This is a genomic window from Sorangium sp. So ce381, assembly GCF_051473845.1.
GTDB classification, from domain to species: domain Bacteria; phylum Myxococcota_A; class Polyangia; order Polyangiales; family Polyangiaceae; genus Sorangium; species Sorangium atrum.
The window spans coordinates 4081099-4099215 of sequence record NZ_CP150336.1 but is presented as its reverse complement, the minus strand read 5'-3'; the positions used below and the strand labels follow the sequence as shown (position 1 = coordinate 4099215).

Sequence of the window (18117 nt, the reverse complement as noted above, 5' to 3'; positions counted from 1 at the left end):
AGACCAGCGCGCGTGAAAGCCCCGAAGACATCGCGCAACGCCTTGCGCCCCGCGCTCCTCCTGGCCGCGCTCGCCGCGGCGATCGTCGCCTCCGCCGCGAGCTGCAGCCGGCAGCAAGAGGGCGAGCCCTGCGAAATCGCGAACGGCAACGATGACTGCGCCGATGGCCTCGAGTGCATGGGCATCGGTCAGCAGCAGCAACAACATCGTTGCTGCAGACCGGATGTGACCACGCAGGTCTGCGATCCGAACCAGAACCCGACGACGGGCAGCACGAGCGGCAGCGGCGGTGGCACCGGCGGCAACGGGACGGCCGGAGGCGGCGGTGCGGGCGAGGGCGGAAGCGGCGGCGGTACGGGTGGCGCCGGTGGTACGGGTGGCGCCGGCGGTGCGGGTGGCGCCGGTGGCACGGGTGGCGCCGGCGGTGCGGGCGGTACCGGCGGCGCGGGTGGCACAGGCGGCGCGGGCGGGCGCTAGCGCAGCGAAAGCGGCCCCGTATCCGACTCAGAGCAGCGACACGCGCGAGCGCTCCGAGCCTCGCGCTCGCGTAGAGGGCAGGCGAGGGCAGGCGCCACGGCGGCGCGCGTCGATGCGTCGCCCGCCGCATGGCGCCAGCGGCCTCAGCCCCTCAGGCCTTCACTTCAGCCCAGCGCGCGACGCGCCCGCGCACGCCGCCTCAGCACGGCAGCTCCGGCGAGCGCGACCCCGGCGAGCGCCGTCCACGGCGCGACGGGCGCGCTCGGCTCGGCGGCGCGGCAAGCGCACCCCACGACCGTCTCCGGTTCGGGATCCTCGATCGGATCGGTCGGGTCCGGCGTCGCGCCGCCCGTGGAGCCGGCGGGCTCCGGCTCGACGGGATCCGTCGGATCGACCGGCGGCTCCACCCCGAGATCTTCGCTCTCCACCGTCACGGACGAGGACGGGCAGTTCTTGTGACCGATCACCAGGTAGTACGTCTGCGTGGGATCGAACGGCGGATCGGAGCTCTCGTCGATGACGAGCTCACCGCTCGTCTCCGTGATCCCCTCGACGCTGTAATCGTAGTTCGTGGCCTCCGGCAGGAGCTCGCCCAGGGTGAAGCCGACGTGCCGGCCGGTCCTCACATAGATGCTCCACTCGACGTCGTGGCCGCGGTCGGGATCGACCTGCACGGTGAAGCGGACGCCCTTCGCGGCCCGATCCGGCTTGCTCTTGAAGTGGAAGAGGCTCTGCAGGCTGAGCTGCGAGCGGTAATCCGCGCACGACGCCCCGGTGCCGAAGACCAGCGAGTCGATCCCGAGCATGTTCGTCGTCTGCGACTTGCCCCCGGTCAGATCGAGCACCTCCTCGCAGTCGTTCAGGCCCCGGCTCTCGATCAGCGCGTCGACGGCGCCGGCGTCCGCCTCCGTGAGCTCACCGGCGGTCACCAGCTTGCCGGCCGCCCTCTTCAGCGCCTTGGCGAAATCGCCGAACGAGGCGTTGGGGGTCAGCAGCGTCACCGCGCCCCAGACGAGCCTGTCGCCCACCTTGGCCCCGAATTTCTCGCGCAAGGACCACGCGAGGCTGCCGATCAGCTCGCCGTCCTCGTGCACCTCGCCCACCAGATCGCCGGGGCACGTCTTGGTGTCCTTCGCGAGGTCGCGCGCCATGCCGAAGGGCGCCAGCGTCGCCTCGCCGAGCGTGGAGTCGCCGTTCACGGTGCAGGCGAAATAGTCCGCGATGCCCTCATCGATGCTGCCGGCCCAGGGGGAGAGCCCGTATTCGTTGATCGCGAACTGGCCCCCATTGTAGCCGACCGCGTTGGCGGAGACGTAATGGGTGAACTCGTGGAGGAACACGTCGGAGTCGTCCGAGAAATCGAAGAACGAGCCCTGGCCGATGGCGATGAGGTTCGGCGCGCGGAAGGGCTCGCCCACCCCCTCTCCCGAGAAGAACGCGTTGTCCATCGGCCGGCCCGCCTCCAGCATGTTGGCGACCGCGACGAGCTTCCAGCCAGGCGCCCCCATGTCGATGTGGTGGGTCGACACGAAGTAATCGCGCATCCGGGTGAGGTGGTAATAGATGCCGACCTGCGCGAACTGGTCGTGCGCGTCCTCCGCGCTCGTGGGCGGGTCATAGAGGAAGTCCTCCCCTGCGTTCGGCCCGACGCTCTGCTCCAGGGTGAGCGGGACGCCGGCGGCGAGGTCGCCATCCACGTAATTCACCACCTTGAAGTTGCCGTCCCAGCCGCTCAAGGTCTGCGGATCCGCCGCGTCGAGGCTGGTGAGCTCGAGATCCTGGACCTCGGGCGTGACCGCCGAGCTGATGGGGTAAACGCGCCCTCGCGCGTGCACGGCCAGCGAGCGCCTGTGGACGAGCTTGCCTGTGTGCGCGTCGACGAGGTAGCGCTCCCCGCCGCGATCCGACCGGACATCGACCACCCAGACGAGCTTGCCGCCCGTCTCGGCCTCGGGAAACACCGCGAGCGCCGCGTTCGGCCGCTCCGAGAGCGTCATCCCATACGTCGCCTCCACCGCGCGCCGCGCGGCCTCCTCCCCGTGAGTCGGCGTCGTCGCGACCGACACGTCCCGCGCCACGTCGAGCACCACGACCTCGGCGCGGTTGTCCCGAGTGACGTCGATCGCCACGGCGGCGCCGAGCACGGGCAGTCCGACGTGGACCTGCGCAAACCGGACGGTGCGGTGATCTCCATCGACGAGCTCGCTCTGGTAACGCAGCGAGACGCCCTGGAGGCGGAGCTCTGAAGCGGCGTGCTTCAGGGCCGCCTCCGCCGCGCCCCGCGCGCCGTCCGCGCCGCGGAGGGACAGGTCCGCTGCCGGCGAGCCCTTCCGCAGCGTGTGCCACTCGGACGCGGCGGCGGGCCCCGCAGCGGCCAAGGCTGCGAGTGCGGTCAACGGAAGCAAGAGCGGCAGTCGTCTCATGGGTTCTTCTCTCCGGCTGGATTTCTGCTGGCTTTCTGCAAGCAGCGCTCGCGTGAGGCGCGGCAGGGCCGGACCGACGAGCGCGACCAACGTAACGAGTTGCGTTGGCTCATCAAGGAGAAGCGACGCGGCGTCCTCGCGGAAAATCAAGGAGTTGTGGCCGCGATTGCCTCGTTACGTGACCTCCCTGGTCAACCTGCGTGGTATGTCTCCGGCACCTTCAACGCAGGCTCCCGTGGCTCTCTCTGAAACAAACACCTCCATTGGATTCCCGGCGACGTTCGCCCCGAGCGACATCGTCTCCGCCTGTTCCCCGTGTCCCGCCGGTGCGCCGCTGCCCGGAAGGGTTCGCGTCGGCGGCCGCGTGCTCGAGGTCGCGGAGGGCGCGGTCGTCCTCGGCGACGCGTTCAGCGCGCTGCGCGTCGCGCTCGAGGGCGCGCCCGCGCCGCCGCTCGAGGTCGGCGATCTCGCGATCGTCGAGGGCGCGCCGGCGCCGACCGACTGCGCGCTCGCGTCCGCGCGGATCGTCGAGCGGATCGCGCCCCGGAAGCCGCCGCGGGCGCGCGCGGGCGCCGCGGCGCCGCCGTCGAGCGAGACGGAGCGCGCGATCCATCGCGGGCGCGGCGCGGCGCTCGCGCAGCGCGCGGCGGCGCTCGCCGCGGTGCGGGCGCTGTTCGCCGAGCGCGGCTTCCTCGAGGTGGAGACGCCGAGCATGGTCCCCTCCCCCGGGCTCGACCTGCACCTCGACGCGTTCGCGGTGCAGGCGGCGCGCCCGACGTTCCTGATCACGAGCCCGGAGTACCAGATGAAGCGGCTGCTCTCGGGAGGCGTCCCGCGCTGCTTCCAGCTCGCGCGTTGCTTCCGGCGCGGGGAGCTCGGGGACAGGCACAACCCGGAGTTCACGATGCTCGAATGGTACCGCGCCTTCGCCGGCGTGGACGAGGTGATGGCCGACACCGAGGCGATCGTGCAGCGCGTCGCGGGCGCGCTCGGCGCGGATGGCACGATCTCGACGTCGGGCAAGCAGGTACGTTTGGAGCGGCCGTTCCCGCGGATCTCGATCGGCGAGGCGTTCGCGCGCTGGGCGGGCGTGCCCGCGGACGACGCGATCGCGCTCGCGTCGAGCGACGAGGAGCGGTTCTTCCGCCTGCTCGTGGACGCGGTGGAGCCGGCGATCGCCGCGCTGCGCCACCCGGTGTTCCTCGTCGATTTCCCCGCGCCGCTCGCGTCGCTCGCGCGGCTCAAGCCGAGCGATCCGCGGGTCTGCGAGAGGTTCGAGCTGTATGTCGCGGGCGTCGAGCTCTGCAATGGCTTCGGCGAGCTGACCGACCCGGTCGAGCAGCGCGCGCGGCTCCTCGCCGATCAGGCGGCGCGGGCCGCCCAGGGCAAGCCGGTCTATCCGATCGACGAGCGCTTCCTCGACGCGCTCGAGGAGGGCATGCCGCCCGCGGCGGGAAACGCGCTCGGGGTCGATCGCCTCGTCGCGCTGTGCCTCGGCGCCGCGTCGATCGGCGACGTCCTCGCGTTCCCCCACGGCTGGCTGTGACCGGCGCGGTGGAGCCCGACGGCGACACGCGCCTCTCACCGGAGGTCCTGTCGCAGCTCGCCCGCAAGTACCTCACGCTCGCCGAGCTCCGGCGCGCGCGGGCGGCCGGGGAGCCGATCCCCGGCAAGGAGGTGTTCCGCGCGCTCGCGGGGGAGTTCCCCGGCGCGCTGAACGAGCTCGACAACCTGCCCTTCGACGAGATCGAGCGGCGCCACGACGCGCTCTCACGGGCCCTCGCCGGGGGCCCGGAGGAGCGCTGGATGGCGTGGATGCACGGCTACCACACGTTGATGCGGGCGGCGCTCTACGTGAAGATCCGCGTGGCACGGCGAGAGGAGCTGTCCGACGCCGCCGCGGCGGCGCTCGCGGAGCGGGCGGCGAGGCACGCCGGCACGCCGATCGACGCCGCGTTCGTGATCGCGGTCAAGGCGCCGCCGGACGGCCGGCTGAACCGCCTCGTCCTCGGCCGGCTCGCGGCGACGTTCGGCGCGTCGATGGCGGAGATCCGGGGGACGATCTTCCCGCGGCGGCGGGCGGAGGGAGGCTGACGCGTGGCGCACCCCAGCCAAGCGCCCCCCCGTGACGAGCTCCGGGCATGGACTAAGCTCCGCGCCCGATGGAACGTCTCTTCTTCCTGCTCTCGGGCGTTTACGGGTTCCTCGCGGTGGCGCTCGGCGCGTTCGGCGCCCACGGGCTCAAGTCGACGCTCGACGCACAGGCGGACGGCGCGCTGCGCCTCTCCTGGTGGCAAACGGGCGCCCAGTACCACCTCGCCCACGCGCTCGCGCTGGCGCTCGCCGCCCACCTCGCCGCGCGCACCGGCGGCGTTGCGGCGACGGTCGCCGGCTTCTGCTTCGCGGGCGGCGTGCTCCTCTTCTCCGGCAGCCTCTATGCGATGACCCTGACCGGCGTCCGCGTCCTCGGCGCGGTCACGCCGTTCGGCGGGCTGCTCCTGCTCGCGGGCTGGGGCGCGGTGGCCGTCGCCGCGCTCGGGATGGCGAAGGGCTGAGGCGCGCGGCAGCGGGCGCCGCCGCGCCTAGGTCGTCCTGCGCGCGAAGAGCCGGCCGAACCGCGCGGACGCGCGCTCTCGGAGGGAGGCCACGCGGGACCGGACCCGCCCCCAGCGCTCGCTGCGCGCGAGATCGTCGAGCAGCGAGTACGAGACCGGCGTGACGATCAGGGTGAGCAGCAAGCTCAACGACTGGCCGCCGATGACCACGACGGCGATCGTCTGACGCTCCTCGGCCCCGGGCCCCGTGCCCAGCCAGAGCGGGAGCATGCCCGCGACCAGGGCCAGCGTGGTCATCAGGATGGGCCGCAGCCGATCGCGGTTCGCCTGGAGGATCGCCTCCTCGCGCGGCACGCCCTCGCTCCGCAGCTTGTTCATGTGGTCGACCTGGAGGATCGAGTTCTTCTTCACCACGCCGAACAGCACGAGGAAGCCGAGCGCAGAGTACAGGTTCAGGGTGTTCCCGGTCGCCCACAGGCTGAGCAGCGCGAACGGCACCGACAGCGGCAGCGAGAGCAGGATCGTCACCGGGTGCACAAGGCTCTCGAACTGCGACGCCAGGATCATGTACATGAGCACGATCGACAGGAGGAACGCCCAGATGAACTCGCCGAACGTGCGCTCGAGCTCCGCGCCGCGGCCGCGCACGCTCGTCGTGTACGCCGCGGGCATGTCCATCTCCCGGGCGGCGCCGCGCAGCGCCTCCAACCGGTCGGCCAGCGCATAGCCCGGGGCGACGCCGGCGCGCAGGCTCGACACCCGCTGGCGATCGAGCCGGTCGATGCGCGACGGGCTCCTCGCCTCCTCGATGCGCACAAGGTTGTCGAGGCGCACAAGGTCGCCCCGGAGCAGCGGCGTCCCGGCGGAGGGCGCCGTCGCGCCGCCGGCGCCGCCCGGCGACGGCGCGGCCGACGCGCGCGCCGTCCGGGGCACGTACAGGCGGCGGACGGCCGCCACCCGATCGCGATCCTCCTCGATGAGGCGCAGCTGCACGTCGTAGTTCTCGTTCTCGGCCTCGTCCCGGAAGCGCGAGACCGCCTGATCTCCGCCCACCATCAGCCGCAGCGCGGTCGCGATGTCCTGCGTCCGGACCCCGAGCTGCGCCGCGCGATCGCGCTCGATGAGCACCCGGAGCTCCGGCCGGTCGATCTTCAGCGTCACGTCGGCGTCCACGATGCCGCCGAGGTGCGCGGAGCGGTCGCGGAGCTCGTTCGCATAACGCTCGAGCTGCTCGATGTCGGGGCCCTGGATCGCGAAGTCGATCTCGAAGTTCCCGCCGCCGATGTTGAACGACGGCACGTTGCGCACCGAGATCCGGAGATCGGAGTACTTGCGCAGCTTGCGCCGCACCTCCTGCATCACGTCCTTCTGCGAGTAGTTGTCCTTGAAGGCGCGCCATGGATGGGCGGAGAGCGTCTCCCGGAGCAGCCGCGTCAGGGAGAACGTGCGCTCGTCGTGCGGGGCGATCCGCACGAAGGCCTCGCCCGCGCTGACGCCGCCCACGAAGCCGCCGCCCGCGGTGGCGAGCACGCTCCGCACCCCGCGCACCCCGCGGACGTCATCGCTGATCTGCCGCATCACGTCGTCCATCGCGCCGATGCTCGCGCTGAGCGGGGCCGTGACGCGGATCTCGAACTCCGCGTCGTCCGCGCCCGAGGGGATGTACTCCTGCTTCACGAGCCCGTAGAGCGGCACGGCCGACGCCATCACGAACGCCCCCGAGACGGCGACGAGCGCCCGGTGCCGCATCGCGAACGCGAGGGCGCGCGTGTACCTGGCCTCGAGCCTCCCGTAGAAGCCCTCTCGCGTCGCCGCCTCGCCCCCGCCGCCGTGCGCGCCCGCCGCGTGCGCGCGGGCGCTCTCCTCGCGGAGCAGGCGCGCGCTCATCATCGGGGTCAGCGTGAAGCTGACGAGCAGGCTCACGAGGATCGCGACCGTGGCCGTGATCCCGAACTGGAACAGGAACCGCCCCGAGATCGACGACATGAACGACACGGGGACGAAGATGACGACGAGCGACAGCGTCGTCGCGAGCACGGCGAGCCCGATCTCCTGCGTCGCCGCCCTGGCCGCCTCGAAGGAGTCCATCTTCTTCTCCTCGACGAAGCGGAAGATGTTCTCGAGGACGACGATGGCGTCGTCGATGACGATGCCCACCATGAGCACGAGCGCCAGCATCGTCACGCTGTTCAGCGTGAAGTCGAGCAGCCACATCATGCCGAACGTCGCGACGACCGACGTCGGGATGGCGACGCCCGCGATGATCGTGGACCGCCACGACCGCATGAAGAGCAGGACGACCGCGCACGCGAGGATGCTGCCGAGGACGAGGTGCACGTTGATCTCGTGCAGCGCCGTGTAGATGTAGCCCGACTGGTCGCGGATCACCTCGAGCCGCACGTCCCCGGGCATCTGCTCGGAGAGCTTCGCCAGGTTGGCCTTCACGGCCTCGATCACCGCGACGGTGTTGGCGCCCGACTGCCGCACGACGTCGAGGACGACGGTGGGCTTGCCGTCGAGGCGGGCCAGCGAGCGCTGCTCGTAGGTGCCGTCCTCGGCGCGGCCGATGTCGCGCACCCGGACGGGGCGCCCGTCGACCGTGGCGACGACCAGATCGTTGAACGCGCCCGCGTCCTCGATGCGGCCCATCGTGCGCAGCGTCCGCTCCTCCTCCTTCCCCGTGACGTTCCCCGCGGGGATGTTCGCGTTCTGCTGCACGATCGCGTCGCGGACGGCGGTGATCGGGAGGCCGTACGCGGCGAGGCGATCGGCGTTCAGCCAGATCTTGATGGCGCGCTCCTGCCCCCCCACGACGCGCACCTCGCCGACGCCCGACGAGCGCTCGAGCTGCACCCGCACGAGCTTGTCGGCCACCTCGGTGAGCTCCCGGATCGAGCGATCGGCCGAGAGGGCGATCGACATCACCGGGGTCGAGTCGTTGTCCTGCTTCGCGATGACGGGCGGCTCGGTGCCCACGGGGAGGCGGCGCAGCGCCGCCTGCACGCGATCGCGGACGTCCTGCGCCGCCGAGTCGATGTCCCGGTCGAGGTTGAACGTGGCGACGACGACGGAGGTGCCGCTCGTCGAGATCGAGCGGAGCTCTGTGATCCCCTCGACGGTGTTGACCGCCTCCTCGATCTCCTCGGAGATCTCCGACTCGACGTCCTCGGGCGCGCCGCCGGGGAGCGAGGTGCGGACCGAGACCGTCGGCAGGTCCACGGCGGGGAAGCGATCCACGCCCAGCTTGAAGTACGCCACGGCGCCGACCACCACGAGGGCGAGCGTGAGCATGGCGGCGAACACGGGCCGCTGGATGCAGATCCTGGCGAGCGCTTGCACCCTAGCCCCCTTCCACCACGCGGACCGGCTGCCCTTGCTGGAGCGACCCGGGCCGGGCGACGACGGACTCCCCCACCGCGACGCCGGACACGATCTCGACCCGATCCCCCGACGTCCTGCCGGTGGTGACCTGCTTCTCCTTCGCCTTGCCGTCCTCGACCGTGATGACCTTCGCGAGGCCGGCGAACCGGACGACGGCGGTCGCCGGCACGGTCGGCACCGGCCTCGAGCTCACGACGATCTGCGCGCTGACGAGGCTGCCGGGCCGCAGGTGGCCGGGGTTCTTGATGTCGCTCTCCACGAGCAGGGTGCGGCTCTGCGGGTCGAGCGCGGGCGCGAGGCGCGCGACCGTCCCCGGATAGGTGGCGCCGTCTCCCTGGAGGGTCACGCGCACGGGCTGGCCCGCGCGCACGCCCGCCGCCTCGAGCTCGGGGATGGCCACGCGCAGCCGCAGCGGGTCGATCCGGACGACATCCACGATCGGCGCCCCCGCGGCGAGGTACTGGCCGACGTTCGCTCGCCGCACCTGGACGACGCCATCGAGCGGCGAGCGCACCATCGTGTCGGTGAGCTGCTGCCGCGCCATGCGCAGCTCGGAGCGCCGCTGGCGGACCGCGGCCTCGCGGATGCGCACCTCCTCCCGCGCCGACTGCACGGCGGTCTCCGCGCGGACCGCCGCCGCCTCGGCCGCGTCGAGGTCCATGCCCGACATCAGCCCTTCCCTGGCGAGCCCCCGCGCCCGGACCTGGTTGGCCTGCGCTTCCTTGAACGTCGCGAGGGCCTGCCTCACGATCGCCGTGCCCTCGATATCGAGCTCGCTGTCAGGCCCGTCCGGGGGCAAGCCGAGCTGGGCGCGGCTCTGCGCCAGCGCGGCCGTGGCCTGCTCGATACGCAGCTCGTAATCCCGCGCCTCCAGCTGAGCGATGACCTGTTCTCGCTGGACCGGGCTCGCCAGGTCGACCGAGATCGAGGCGAGGCGTCCGGCCACCTTGGCCCCCAGCGTCACCTGCTCGTCGGCGTCGAGGGTCCCCGAGATGTCGACGGCCTGTTCCATGACGAGCTCCGTCACGGGGGCGAGCGTCACCTCCTTGACGCTGGCCGCGGGCTTCTCCGCCTTCGCGCCGCCTGGCTGAGACGCTCCCTGGTTGCATGCGAGGCACTGCAGAGCGGCCGCGAACGCGACCGGCAATGTCCAGAGCACCCTTGGCGGGCCGGAGGCGCGGTGACGGGAGTTGGCAGGCTGGCGAAGCTCGGGAAGGACAGTCCACATGACGGCGGCCTCAGATGACCAGGAACGCCCCCCCGAGCGCGTGTTCGCCGCACGATATTGACGCATCAGGGTTGGAGCGCAACGTGCGCGTGGGCACGCCGCGGCGGCGTCCGCTTCACGAAATCGGCTGGGATAGGGCTCTCGACGTGTCGGATCGCTCTGCCGTCAACTCGGATCCGCTCCCGCCATGTCGGATCGCTCTGCCGTCAACTCGGATCCGCTCCCGCCATGTCGGATCGCTCTGCCGCCATGTCGGATCGCTCTGCCGCCATGTCGGATCGCTCTGCCGTCAACTCGGATCCGCTCCCGCCATGTCGGATCGCTCTGCCGCCATGTCGGATCGCTCTGCCGCCATGTCGGATCGCTCTGCCGTCAGGTCGATTCCGGCTCAGGCGCTGCCGGTGTCGCGTTTGAGCCACTCGTCTCAGCCTCATCCCGCTTCACTGCGCGCTGACGCGCGCGGGCACGCGCCCCCGAGGCGCGGAAGAGCGCGAGCACCTTGCGCTCATCGCGGTAGACATAGCGGCCTGCGGCGCGGATCTCGTCCATGGCCTCGCGCAGCCACCAGAAGGCGCGGTTGCGCAGCGCCATCGCGGCGTTGCCCTCGGGATCGACGGCGCGCTCCGCCGAGCCTTTGCCGAGCGCCTCGGCGAGCTCCCGGGCGCGCTCCGGGGCGCGCTTCGGAAGATCGGCCCTGGCCAGCGCGTCGCGGTGCTGCTCGAGGAGCTCGGCGAGCTGGTTCAGATCGCTCACCAGATCGGCGACGCCAGCCCCGAGGACGATCCCGTCGACACGCTTCTCCACGTCCTCGTCCGCCGCGAGAAAGTAGCGGAGCGCCGCGATGGCGTCGCGCTTGAGGGCCTCCGCGTCCTTGCGCCGCGCGCGCAGGTCGGAGGAGAGCGGGAGCGTGCGGACCTCGGTCCAGGCGGACTCGGCGGCGGCGAGCAGGTCGCGCCGGGCAGAGATCGAGGCGCCGACCTCCTTCGAGAGCCTGCTCTTCTTGTAGATCTCCTTGCCGAGCTTGCTCAAGGCGGCCTCGAGCTCCCGCGCCTCCTGCAACGTATCGGCGACGGGGTGGTCGAGCGGCGCCTCATAGGCGGGATCGAGATCGAGCAGCTGCTGCCGCTGGGCAGCCGTGAGGGCCGCTTTCTTCTTGCCGCCGCGCGGCGGCTCGGCAGAGGGCTTCTCGCCCTGCGTGTCCGTGTCCGAGGCGGCCTCGGTTCGTGATTTCTTCTTCTTTTCTCTGGTCATCGGCGTGAGAGTACGGCAGCTCGCGCCATGCGGTCGAGCGTCAAGGACGCCTGCGGCCCGGCGGCCTTTGGGGCCCTTGGTGTCATGGCGGTTCTCTTCGCCGCCGGCCTCGCGCGGTAGCGGTGGCTGGTCCGGATAGAAGGGAGTTCCCTGGCGTCGTCGATCGAGAGGTGAACGAGCTGCCCCGCAACCAGCGATTCGCCCTCGGGCACGAGCCCGCGGAGGAGCGCCGATATGCGCTCCGCGTCAGCCACCCTCTCTCAACCGATCGCCCAGCCCAGGGCCAGACCATCGAAGACGAACGCGTTGATCGTCTGCGTCAATCTCGAGTCCATCCCAGGCTTCCTCGACCGAGACGACAGGACTGGGTCGCCCTCACATCGCTGCTCCCGGGGCAGCGACCATCGCCTGTCCCAGCCCGCCCGGCGCGGCCGCGGCCGCGGCCACGGGCAGGAGCGGCACGCCGTCGCGGTAGATGACCACGTTCCCGAGCGCGGCCGGCACCCGGGGCCCCGGCGTGACGATGCCGACCAGGTTCAGCGGGTCGCACGCCGAGAGCTGCACGATCTCGCCGGACAGGGGCTCTCGCCGGACGGCGCGGAGCGCGTCGAGCGCCTCGGGCAGCGCGAAATGCTCCCCCACGAAGCCGGCGACGAGGTGCCCGCCCCGGAGCTGGCCCGCCATCTCGAGCCGCCGGTAGACCCGGAGGAGGTCGCGCCACGCGGGCGGCCGCGGCTCGCGCGCGAGCAGCTCGCGACAGACCACGCCGTAGCGGCGCAGGTACTGGTGCGCGAGCGCCTCGACGGCGTCGGGGCCCTCGGCCCCCTCGCCGGCGTCGCCGGCAGCGGGCGCGAACGCGTCCGGGCGCGATCGAAGGAGCGACCACCTGCCCGACGCGACGGGGCCGCCCCGGCGCGCCCCGCCGCGCAGGCGGCCCGCGCCCAGCGCGACGGGCGCGCCGCCGCCGCCGAGCAGCGAGCGCAGCGCCGCGAACCCGTCGCCGGTCACGAGCCCCGCGGCGACGAGCTCCCAGAGCGCCTCCTCGACCTCGTCCCGGGAGCGGCCCGCGCCGCCCACGCCGCCCGCGCCGACAACGAGGTCGTCGAAGAACGACGCGCCCGCGCGCGTCAGGAACGACAGCACGCCCTGCGCCGCCTCGGAGAGCGACGCTGGCGGCGGCGCGCCCTCGGCCTCCCGCGGCGCGAGGAGCCACGGGAGATCGCGGCGCAGCGCCAGCGTGATCGGCGCCGCGCGCGTGGGCGCCGCCGCGTCGCGCGGGACCACGCGGCCCCACGCCACCTCGCCGGACAGGCAGAGCGCGTCGAGCAGCCCCTCGTCGTAGCCGGCCACGCGCGCGGGCAGCACCGCCTGCTCCCACGCGCCGGCGGCGAGCTCGAAGCCCTGCAGCTGCTCGATCACCCGCCCGAGGCCCCCCGGCCCGCGCGCCTGCGTGCCCGGCCGCACGCCCTGCCACGCAAGGAGGAACCGGAGGAGCTCCGCCGCCGTCGCGGGCTCGATCGCCTTGCGCAGGCCGGTGACGGTGCGGCGGTGGATGCGGGCGAGGAGATGGCGGTCGCACCACTCGATCGACGGGTCGCTCGGGCCCGCGGCGGCCTGCGCCGGCCGCGACGGCGCGCTCGGCAGGAAGCGCCCGCGCAGCGCGCCGCCGGCGAGCTCGATCCGCGCGAGGGCGGACAGCGCCTCGTACGCGGGCACGTCGAGCCGCGACGCGAGATCCTCGGTCGAGATCGGCCCCACGGCGCTCAGGAAGCCGCGGACGAGCGCCGTGATCGCGGCGCCGCGATCGACCGCCCCGGCGGCCCCGCGCACCGCGGGCGGCACCGCGACGTCGGGCGCAAACACCGCCTCCGGCCAGATCACCTCGACAAGCGGCCGCCGCTCGGTCGCCACCCAGCGCGGCGCGCGCGGCGCGCCGGCGCTCGCGCCCGGAGCGGCGCCCACCTCGGCCGCGCGCCCCGCGGCGCAGAGCGCCCCGAAGTGCCTCGCGAGGCCGCTCCGGATCCCCTCCTCCGCGGGGAGCGCGACCCGGTCGAGCAGGAGCTCGTGCAGCTCGTCCGCGTCGCGCACGTCCGGCCGCGCCTCGGCGACCACCTCGGCGACGACCGCCGGATCGAGCCCGCCCAGCCGCTCGGCGACCTCCGCCGGGAGCCCGCGGCGCACGCGGACCGCCCTCGCGCGGCGCTCCTCCAGCGGGGCGTCGTCGAGGAACGCATAGGGGTTCGCGTTCAGGATCTCGTGCGAGAAGACGCTCGGCTCCGGCGTGTCGAGCGCGACGACCCGGATCGCCCCGCTGCGCAGGCCGACGAGCAGCGCGCGCAGCCCCTCGACATCCATCAGCTCGGTCAGGCAGTCGCGCAGCGCCTCGCGGACGAGCGGGTGATCCGGCGGCTCGACGTGCGCGAAGAGCCCATGGTTGTCCTGGCAGCCCTGCTGCTCGGGGAAGATCGACAGCAGGAGGTCGTCGGCGCGCATGCGCTGGAGCGCCGGCGGCACCCGCCGGCCCCCGCGGAACCGGAGCAGCGCGAGCGCGCGGGACGCGGCCCAGCGGAAGCGCGTGCGGAACATCGGGCCCTGGAGAGCGGCCTGGACGAGCACCTCCTCGAGGCCCTCGGGGCGGACCAGATCGAGCACCTCGTCGATCGGGATCCCGTGCTCCGCCGACAGCGAGAGCAGCACGCCGTCGTCGGTCGCCGCCGCCTGGAGCTCGAAGTCGAACGACCGGCAGAAGCGCTTGCGCAGCGCGAGCCCGAGCGCGCGGTTCACGCGGCCGCCGAGCGGCGTGTGGACGACGATCTGCTGCCCCCCGGCCTCGTCGAAGAAGCGCTCGACCACGACGGTCGCGCCGCCCGGGACCGCGCCGAGCGCCGCGCGCCCCGCCTCGATGTAGTCGCGCACGAGCAGCGCCCCGCGCGCGTCGAGCGCGCACGCCTCCATGAGCCAGCGCGCCGCCCGGGACCGCGCCGCCCGCGCCTCCTCGCCGCCCTGGCCCCGCTCGGCCGCCGGCCGCGCGCCATCGGCCCGCTCCTCGTCGAGGCGCGCGGCGACCTCGGCGCGGAGCGCCGCGACCTCGGCGGAGAGCTCCGGCGTGCGCGCCGGCGCCTCCCCTAGCCAGAACGGCACCGTCGGCGCGGCGCCGTGGGCGTCCTCGACCCACATCTGCCCGCCCTCCAGCCGGAGCACCCGCCAGGAGGTATTGCCCAGCAGGAAGACGTCGCCCCCGGACGACTCGATCGCGAAATCCTCGTCGAGCGTGCCGACCTTGGTGCCGTCGGGCTGGAGCACCACGTCGACGGCCGCGATGTCGGGGATCGCACCGCCCGACGTGAGCGCCGCGAGCCGCGCGCCGCGCCGCCCGCGCAGCCGGCCGCCGATCGCGTCGCGATAAACGAGCGACCCGGCCCGCTGCCGCGCGCCACGGGCCGCGGACGCGCCGTCGTCCGCCGCGCCCGCGGCGCCGCCCGAGACCATGGCCACCACCGCGTCGAAGTCGCGGCGCGAGAGGCCTTCGTAAGGCGCGGCCCGGCGGACGAGCGCGTAGAGGCCCTCCTCGTCCCGCTCCTCGCACGCGCACGCGGCGATGATCTGCTGCGCGAGCACGTCGAGCGGGCCCTCGCGCGACGTCATCCGATCGAGCTCGCCGCGGCGCGCTGCGCGCACGATCGCCGCGCACTCGACGAGCTGGTCGCGCGTCAGCGGGAAGAGCCGCCCGCGCGGCGTCGCGGCGAGGGCGTGGCCCGAGCGGCCGATGCGCTGGAGGGCGACGTTGATCGACCGCGGCGAGCCGACGAGGCAGGCGAGGTCGACCGCGCCGACGTCGATGCCGAGCTCCAGCGACGCGGTCGCGACGACGACGCGGAGCTCCCCGGCCTTGAGGCGCCGCTCGGCCGAGAGCCGCCGGGCCCGCGAGAGGCTGCCGTGGTGGGCCGCCACGACGTCCTCGCCGAGCCGCGCGCCGAGCGCGTGCGCGACCCGCTCGACGAGGCGGCGCGTGTTGACGAACACCAGGGTCGACCGCGCGCCCTCCGCGAGCGCCGCGATGCGGTCGTAGATCTCGGTCCACTGCTCGTGCGTACAGACCGCGCCGAGCTCGTCGCGGGGCACCTCGATGGCGAGATCGAGGTCCCGCCGCTGCCCGACGTCGACGATCTGGGGCAGCTCGCGCGCGCCGGCGACGAGCCGGGCGGCGATCTCGATGGGGCGGACCGTGGCGCTGAGGCCGACGCGCTGCGGGCGGGCGCCGCCCTGGCCGACCACGAGGTCCTCGAGCCGCTCGAGCGAGAGCGCGAGGTGGGCGCCGCGCTTGTCGCCGGCGATCGCGTGGACCTCGTCGAGGATCACGGTGCGCACCCCGGAGAGCGCGCGACGCCCCGACGCGCTGGTCAGCAGGATGAACGCGGACTCCGGCGTGGTGACGAGCACGTGCGGCGGCCGGGCCGCCGTGGCGCGCCGCTCCTGCGCGGGGCTGTCGCCGGTCCGCACGACGGCCCGGATGCCCGGCGCGGGCAGGCCCGCCGCCTCCATGGCCGCCGAGATCTCGGCGATCGGCTGCTCGAGGTTGCGGTGGACGTCGTGGGAGAGCGCCTTCAGCGGAGAGATGTAGAGGACATCAGTGCGGTCCTCGAGGGCGCCTCGCGCCGCGTCGCGGACGAGCCGGTCGAGGCAGAAGAGGAAGGCCGCGAGCGTCTTGCCGGCGCCGGTCGGCGCGCTGATCAGCGCGTCGCGGCCTGCGGCGATCACCGGCCAGGCGCGCTCCTGCGCCGGGGCGGGGGCGCCGAAGCGGTCACGAAACCACCGGTCGACGACGGGGTGAAACATCCCGTCGAGGGTAGCCCGCCGGGGGGAGAGGCGGAAGCGAGAGGGGCGGGCGGTTGGCGTGGGGGGAGCGGCGCTGCGCGAAGGCCCGCGGCGACCTGGGCGAGCGCTCGACGAAAGAAATCGACAGATGCCTGTCGGGTTCTTCTCTGGCCTTCCGGATGAAGGAGTGAAGCGCGGAGGGCGGGGTGAGACGCACCCCGAGACCGCTCATGCTGCCGGAGCGAGGCTCACACAACGCCTCTCTCCAACCCCGAGAGGAGAACCTCAATGCCTACCCCCACCACCGCCGAAGTGAAGCTCCCCAACATTCAGCCGCAGCGCACCGAGGCCGTGTACCTCGCGGCCGACGAGTCGCTGATGCAGTTCGTTGTCGACTACTACTACCGGCGTTATGACGAGTACTTCGAGCAGGAGGGCACGCTCCCGGACCTCGGCGTGAGCTACCTGTACTCCATCCCGACGTCGCCGAAGCTCAACCTCGCGCCGCTGCCGCCCCAGGTCCAGGCCGGCAGGTCCAACACGCTCTGCACGGTGGACACGATCCACCTCGCCCTCACCTTCCCGGACCGCAAGGTGGAGTTCATCGCCCGAGCCGACATCCTCGCGACGTGCGCTGTCGCCGGGCCGCGGCTGATCCTGAAGGTGGACAAGGCCGTGGCCACCACGCAGGGCCAGGTGGATCCGGTCGCGACTCAGGTGCTCGACAAGGTGGTGGTGCCGGCCCTGGTCAAGTGGCTTGAACGCCTCCTGATCCCCGAGCTGACGCAGGGGCTCGGCGACATCCGGGCGACCTTGATCAGCGCCCAGGTGGAGGACGATCAGATCAACGGATATGCACGGGTCTTCGGCGGGAACCAGGCCACGGCGCCAGGCGCGGCGATCCCGCGCACGGACCTCACGCCGATCGAGGGGGCCGGGCGCGTGCGGCTCGTCGTCCGCGAGGACGCCATCAACGTGGCCTTCGAGGGGCTGGTCCAGGATCCCTCCTGGAAGGAGAAGGAGAAGGCCAGCTACTCGGTCTTTTCGGGCGAGGCCGAGGTGAAGGCGACCGTCTATTCCCCCAACCTCGAGATCTCCGACGGCAAGGCGACATGCACGCTTCGCGTCAAGGCGTATGCGAAGGTGTCGGGGAAAGTGGCCGGCATCGGCGAGTCCATCAAGCTGGAGGGAGAGTGCGTGCTCAAGCCCGTCGTGCGGCTGGAGCGCCTGGACGGGGACGCGAAGGCGGCGATCAACCTCGACGTGAAGCGCTCGGACATCGACGTCGAGCTCGAGGGGAGCTGGGGCGCGCTCGACTTCGCCCGCAAGTCGCTCAACAAGACCATCGACGCCCTGCTGGACGCCGTGCTCGACCAGGTGGCGCGCTTCGCCTCCAACATCCAGCTCGTCGCGTTCGACATGAACAAGCTCGCGAAGTCGGCCGGCCTGGACGTGGCCGTCGGCCTGGACGAGCTGAGCTTCAAGAAAGGGATGCTGTGCGGGCAGTTCACCCTTCGCGAGCGCTCCTGATCCGATCGAGGCGATGCGGACGCGCGCATCGTCGCGCGGCATGGCCGCGATCGACTTCGAGGTGTCCGTCCCTCAGCTGCGGTGCTTCCTCGCGGTCGTGGACGCCGGCTCGGTCGCCGAGGCCGGGCGCAGGCTCGGGATGTCCGCCGCGAGCGTCTCGAAGGCGATCACGCGGCTCGAGGACGGCGCCGGCGTGAGGCTCCTCCATCGCTCGAAGCATGCGATCTCCCTCACCGACGCCGGCGAGGCGCTGCTCGAGCCCGCGCGCGAGGCCGTGCGCGCGGCGGAGGCCTTCGCCGGGACGGCCGCGCACGCGTCCGATCGCGGCGACGGCGGGATCGTGCGGCTCACGGCGGCGACCGGCATGGTCCGGCACGTCCTCGGAGTGGGCACTTGCCTTCGCAAAGGCGTTTAACCCCCTACCCGCCGCAAAGGCGTTTGGACCCCCTACCCACAG

The 18117-nt window shown here is 72.8% G+C and carries 11 protein-coding genes; 6 read left to right on the top strand and 5 right to left on the bottom strand.

Features of this window, described 5'->3' with window-relative positions:
• Positions 1 to 12: 12 nt before the first annotated feature.
• Positions 13 to 477, top strand: a complete 465-nt coding sequence (locus WMF29_RS15565) for a hypothetical protein (protein WP_437329583.1) — start codon at positions 13 to 15, stop codon at positions 475 to 477.
• A 164-nt stretch (positions 478 to 641) separates the two neighbouring features.
• Here WMF29_RS15565 and WMF29_RS15560 read toward each other — a convergent pair whose 3' ends face one another.
• Complete coding sequence (locus WMF29_RS15560; RefSeq protein ID WP_437329582.1) at positions 642 to 2873, bottom strand: MYXO-CTERM sorting domain-containing protein; 2232 nt, start codon at positions 2871 to 2873, stop codon at positions 642 to 644.
• Between the two features lie 391 nt (positions 2874 to 3264).
• Here WMF29_RS15560 and epmA point away from each other — a divergent pair, with 391 nt between their 5' ends.
• The 3 genes from epmA to WMF29_RS15545 all read left to right on the top strand — a co-directional run bounded on the left by epmA (position 3265) and on the right by WMF29_RS15545 (position 5455).
• Positions 3265 to 4446: an EF-P lysine aminoacylase EpmA gene (gene epmA, locus WMF29_RS15555; RefSeq protein WP_437329581.1), complete on the top strand. Its 1182-nt coding sequence runs from the start codon at positions 3265 to 3267 to the stop codon at positions 4444 to 4446.
• Positions 4443 to 4994 carry a hypothetical protein gene (locus WMF29_RS15550; RefSeq protein WP_437329580.1) on the top strand — a complete coding sequence of 184 codons (552 nt, stop codon included), beginning with the start codon at positions 4443 to 4445 and terminating at the stop codon, positions 4992 to 4994. The genes epmA and WMF29_RS15550 overlap by 4 nt, the downstream gene beginning before the upstream one ends.
• A gap of 68 nt (positions 4995 to 5062) precedes the next feature.
• On the top strand, positions 5063 to 5455 hold the full coding sequence (locus tag WMF29_RS15545; protein ID WP_437329579.1) for a DUF423 domain-containing protein: 393 nt from the start codon (positions 5063 to 5065) through the stop codon (positions 5453 to 5455).
• Between the two features lie 27 nt (positions 5456 to 5482).
• Here the strand turns inward: WMF29_RS15545 and WMF29_RS15540 are convergent, their stop codons facing one another.
• The 4 genes from WMF29_RS15540 to WMF29_RS15525 all read right to left on the bottom strand — a co-directional run bounded on the left by WMF29_RS15540 (position 5483) and on the right by WMF29_RS15525 (position 16151).
• Positions 5483 to 8794: an efflux RND transporter permease subunit gene (locus WMF29_RS15540; protein WP_437329578.1), complete on the bottom strand. Its 3312-nt coding sequence runs from the start codon at positions 8792 to 8794 to the stop codon at positions 5483 to 5485.
• A gap of 1 nt (position 8795) precedes the next feature.
• Positions 8796 to 10064, bottom strand: coding sequence for an efflux RND transporter periplasmic adaptor subunit (locus WMF29_RS15535; RefSeq protein WP_437329577.1), 1269 nt, complete (start codon positions 10062 to 10064; stop codon positions 8796 to 8798).
• Positions 10065 to 10436: 372 nt separating this feature from the next.
• Positions 10437 to 11315 (bottom strand): hypothetical protein, encoded by an 879-nt coding sequence (locus WMF29_RS15530; protein ID WP_437329576.1) that lies wholly within the window; start codon positions 11313 to 11315, stop codon positions 10437 to 10439.
• A 375-nt stretch (positions 11316 to 11690) separates the two neighbouring features.
• Positions 11691 to 16151, bottom strand: a complete 4461-nt coding sequence (locus WMF29_RS15525) for a DEAD/DEAH box helicase (protein WP_437329575.1) — start codon at positions 16149 to 16151, stop codon at positions 11691 to 11693.
• A gap of 267 nt (positions 16152 to 16418) precedes the next feature.
• On the opposite strand from WMF29_RS15525, the gene WMF29_RS15520 reads away from it, so the two are divergent.
• A complete protein-coding gene (locus tag WMF29_RS15520) occupies positions 16419 to 17660 on the top strand; it encodes a hypothetical protein (protein WP_437329574.1) in 1242 nt (413 codons plus the stop codon).
• Between the two features lie 13 nt (positions 17661 to 17673).
• The gene (locus tag WMF29_RS15515; protein WP_437329573.1) at positions 17674 to 18075 is read left to right on the top strand and encodes a LysR family transcriptional regulator; all 402 of its coding nucleotides are present in this window, start codon (positions 17674 to 17676) and stop codon (positions 18073 to 18075) included.
• The last annotated feature ends 42 nt before the right edge of the window (positions 18076 to 18117 follow it).

What these genes read in the sequence shown, in the direction of transcription:
- WMF29_RS15545 (WP_437329579.1), top strand. Translation starts at nt 5,063, where the DNA reads ATGGAACGTCTCTTCTTCCTGCTCTCGGGCGTTTACGGGTTCCTCGCG.
- WMF29_RS15535 (WP_437329577.1), bottom strand. Translation starts at nt 10,064, where the DNA reads ATGTGGACTGTCCTTCCCGAGCTTCGCCAGCCTGCCAACTCCCGTCAC.
- WMF29_RS15530 (WP_437329576.1), bottom strand. Translation starts at nt 11,315, where the DNA reads ATGACCAGAGAAAAGAAGAAGAAATCACGAACCGAGGCCGCCTCGGAC.
- WMF29_RS15525 (WP_437329575.1), bottom strand. Translation starts at nt 16,151, where the DNA reads ATGTTTCACCCCGTCGTCGACCGGTGGTTTCGTGACCGCTTCGGCGCC.
- WMF29_RS15520 (WP_437329574.1), top strand. Translation starts at nt 16,419, where the DNA reads ATGCCTACCCCCACCACCGCCGAAGTGAAGCTCCCCAACATTCAGCCG.
- WMF29_RS15515 (WP_437329573.1), top strand. Translation starts at nt 17,674, where the DNA reads ATGCGGACGCGCGCATCGTCGCGCGGCATGGCCGCGATCGACTTCGAG.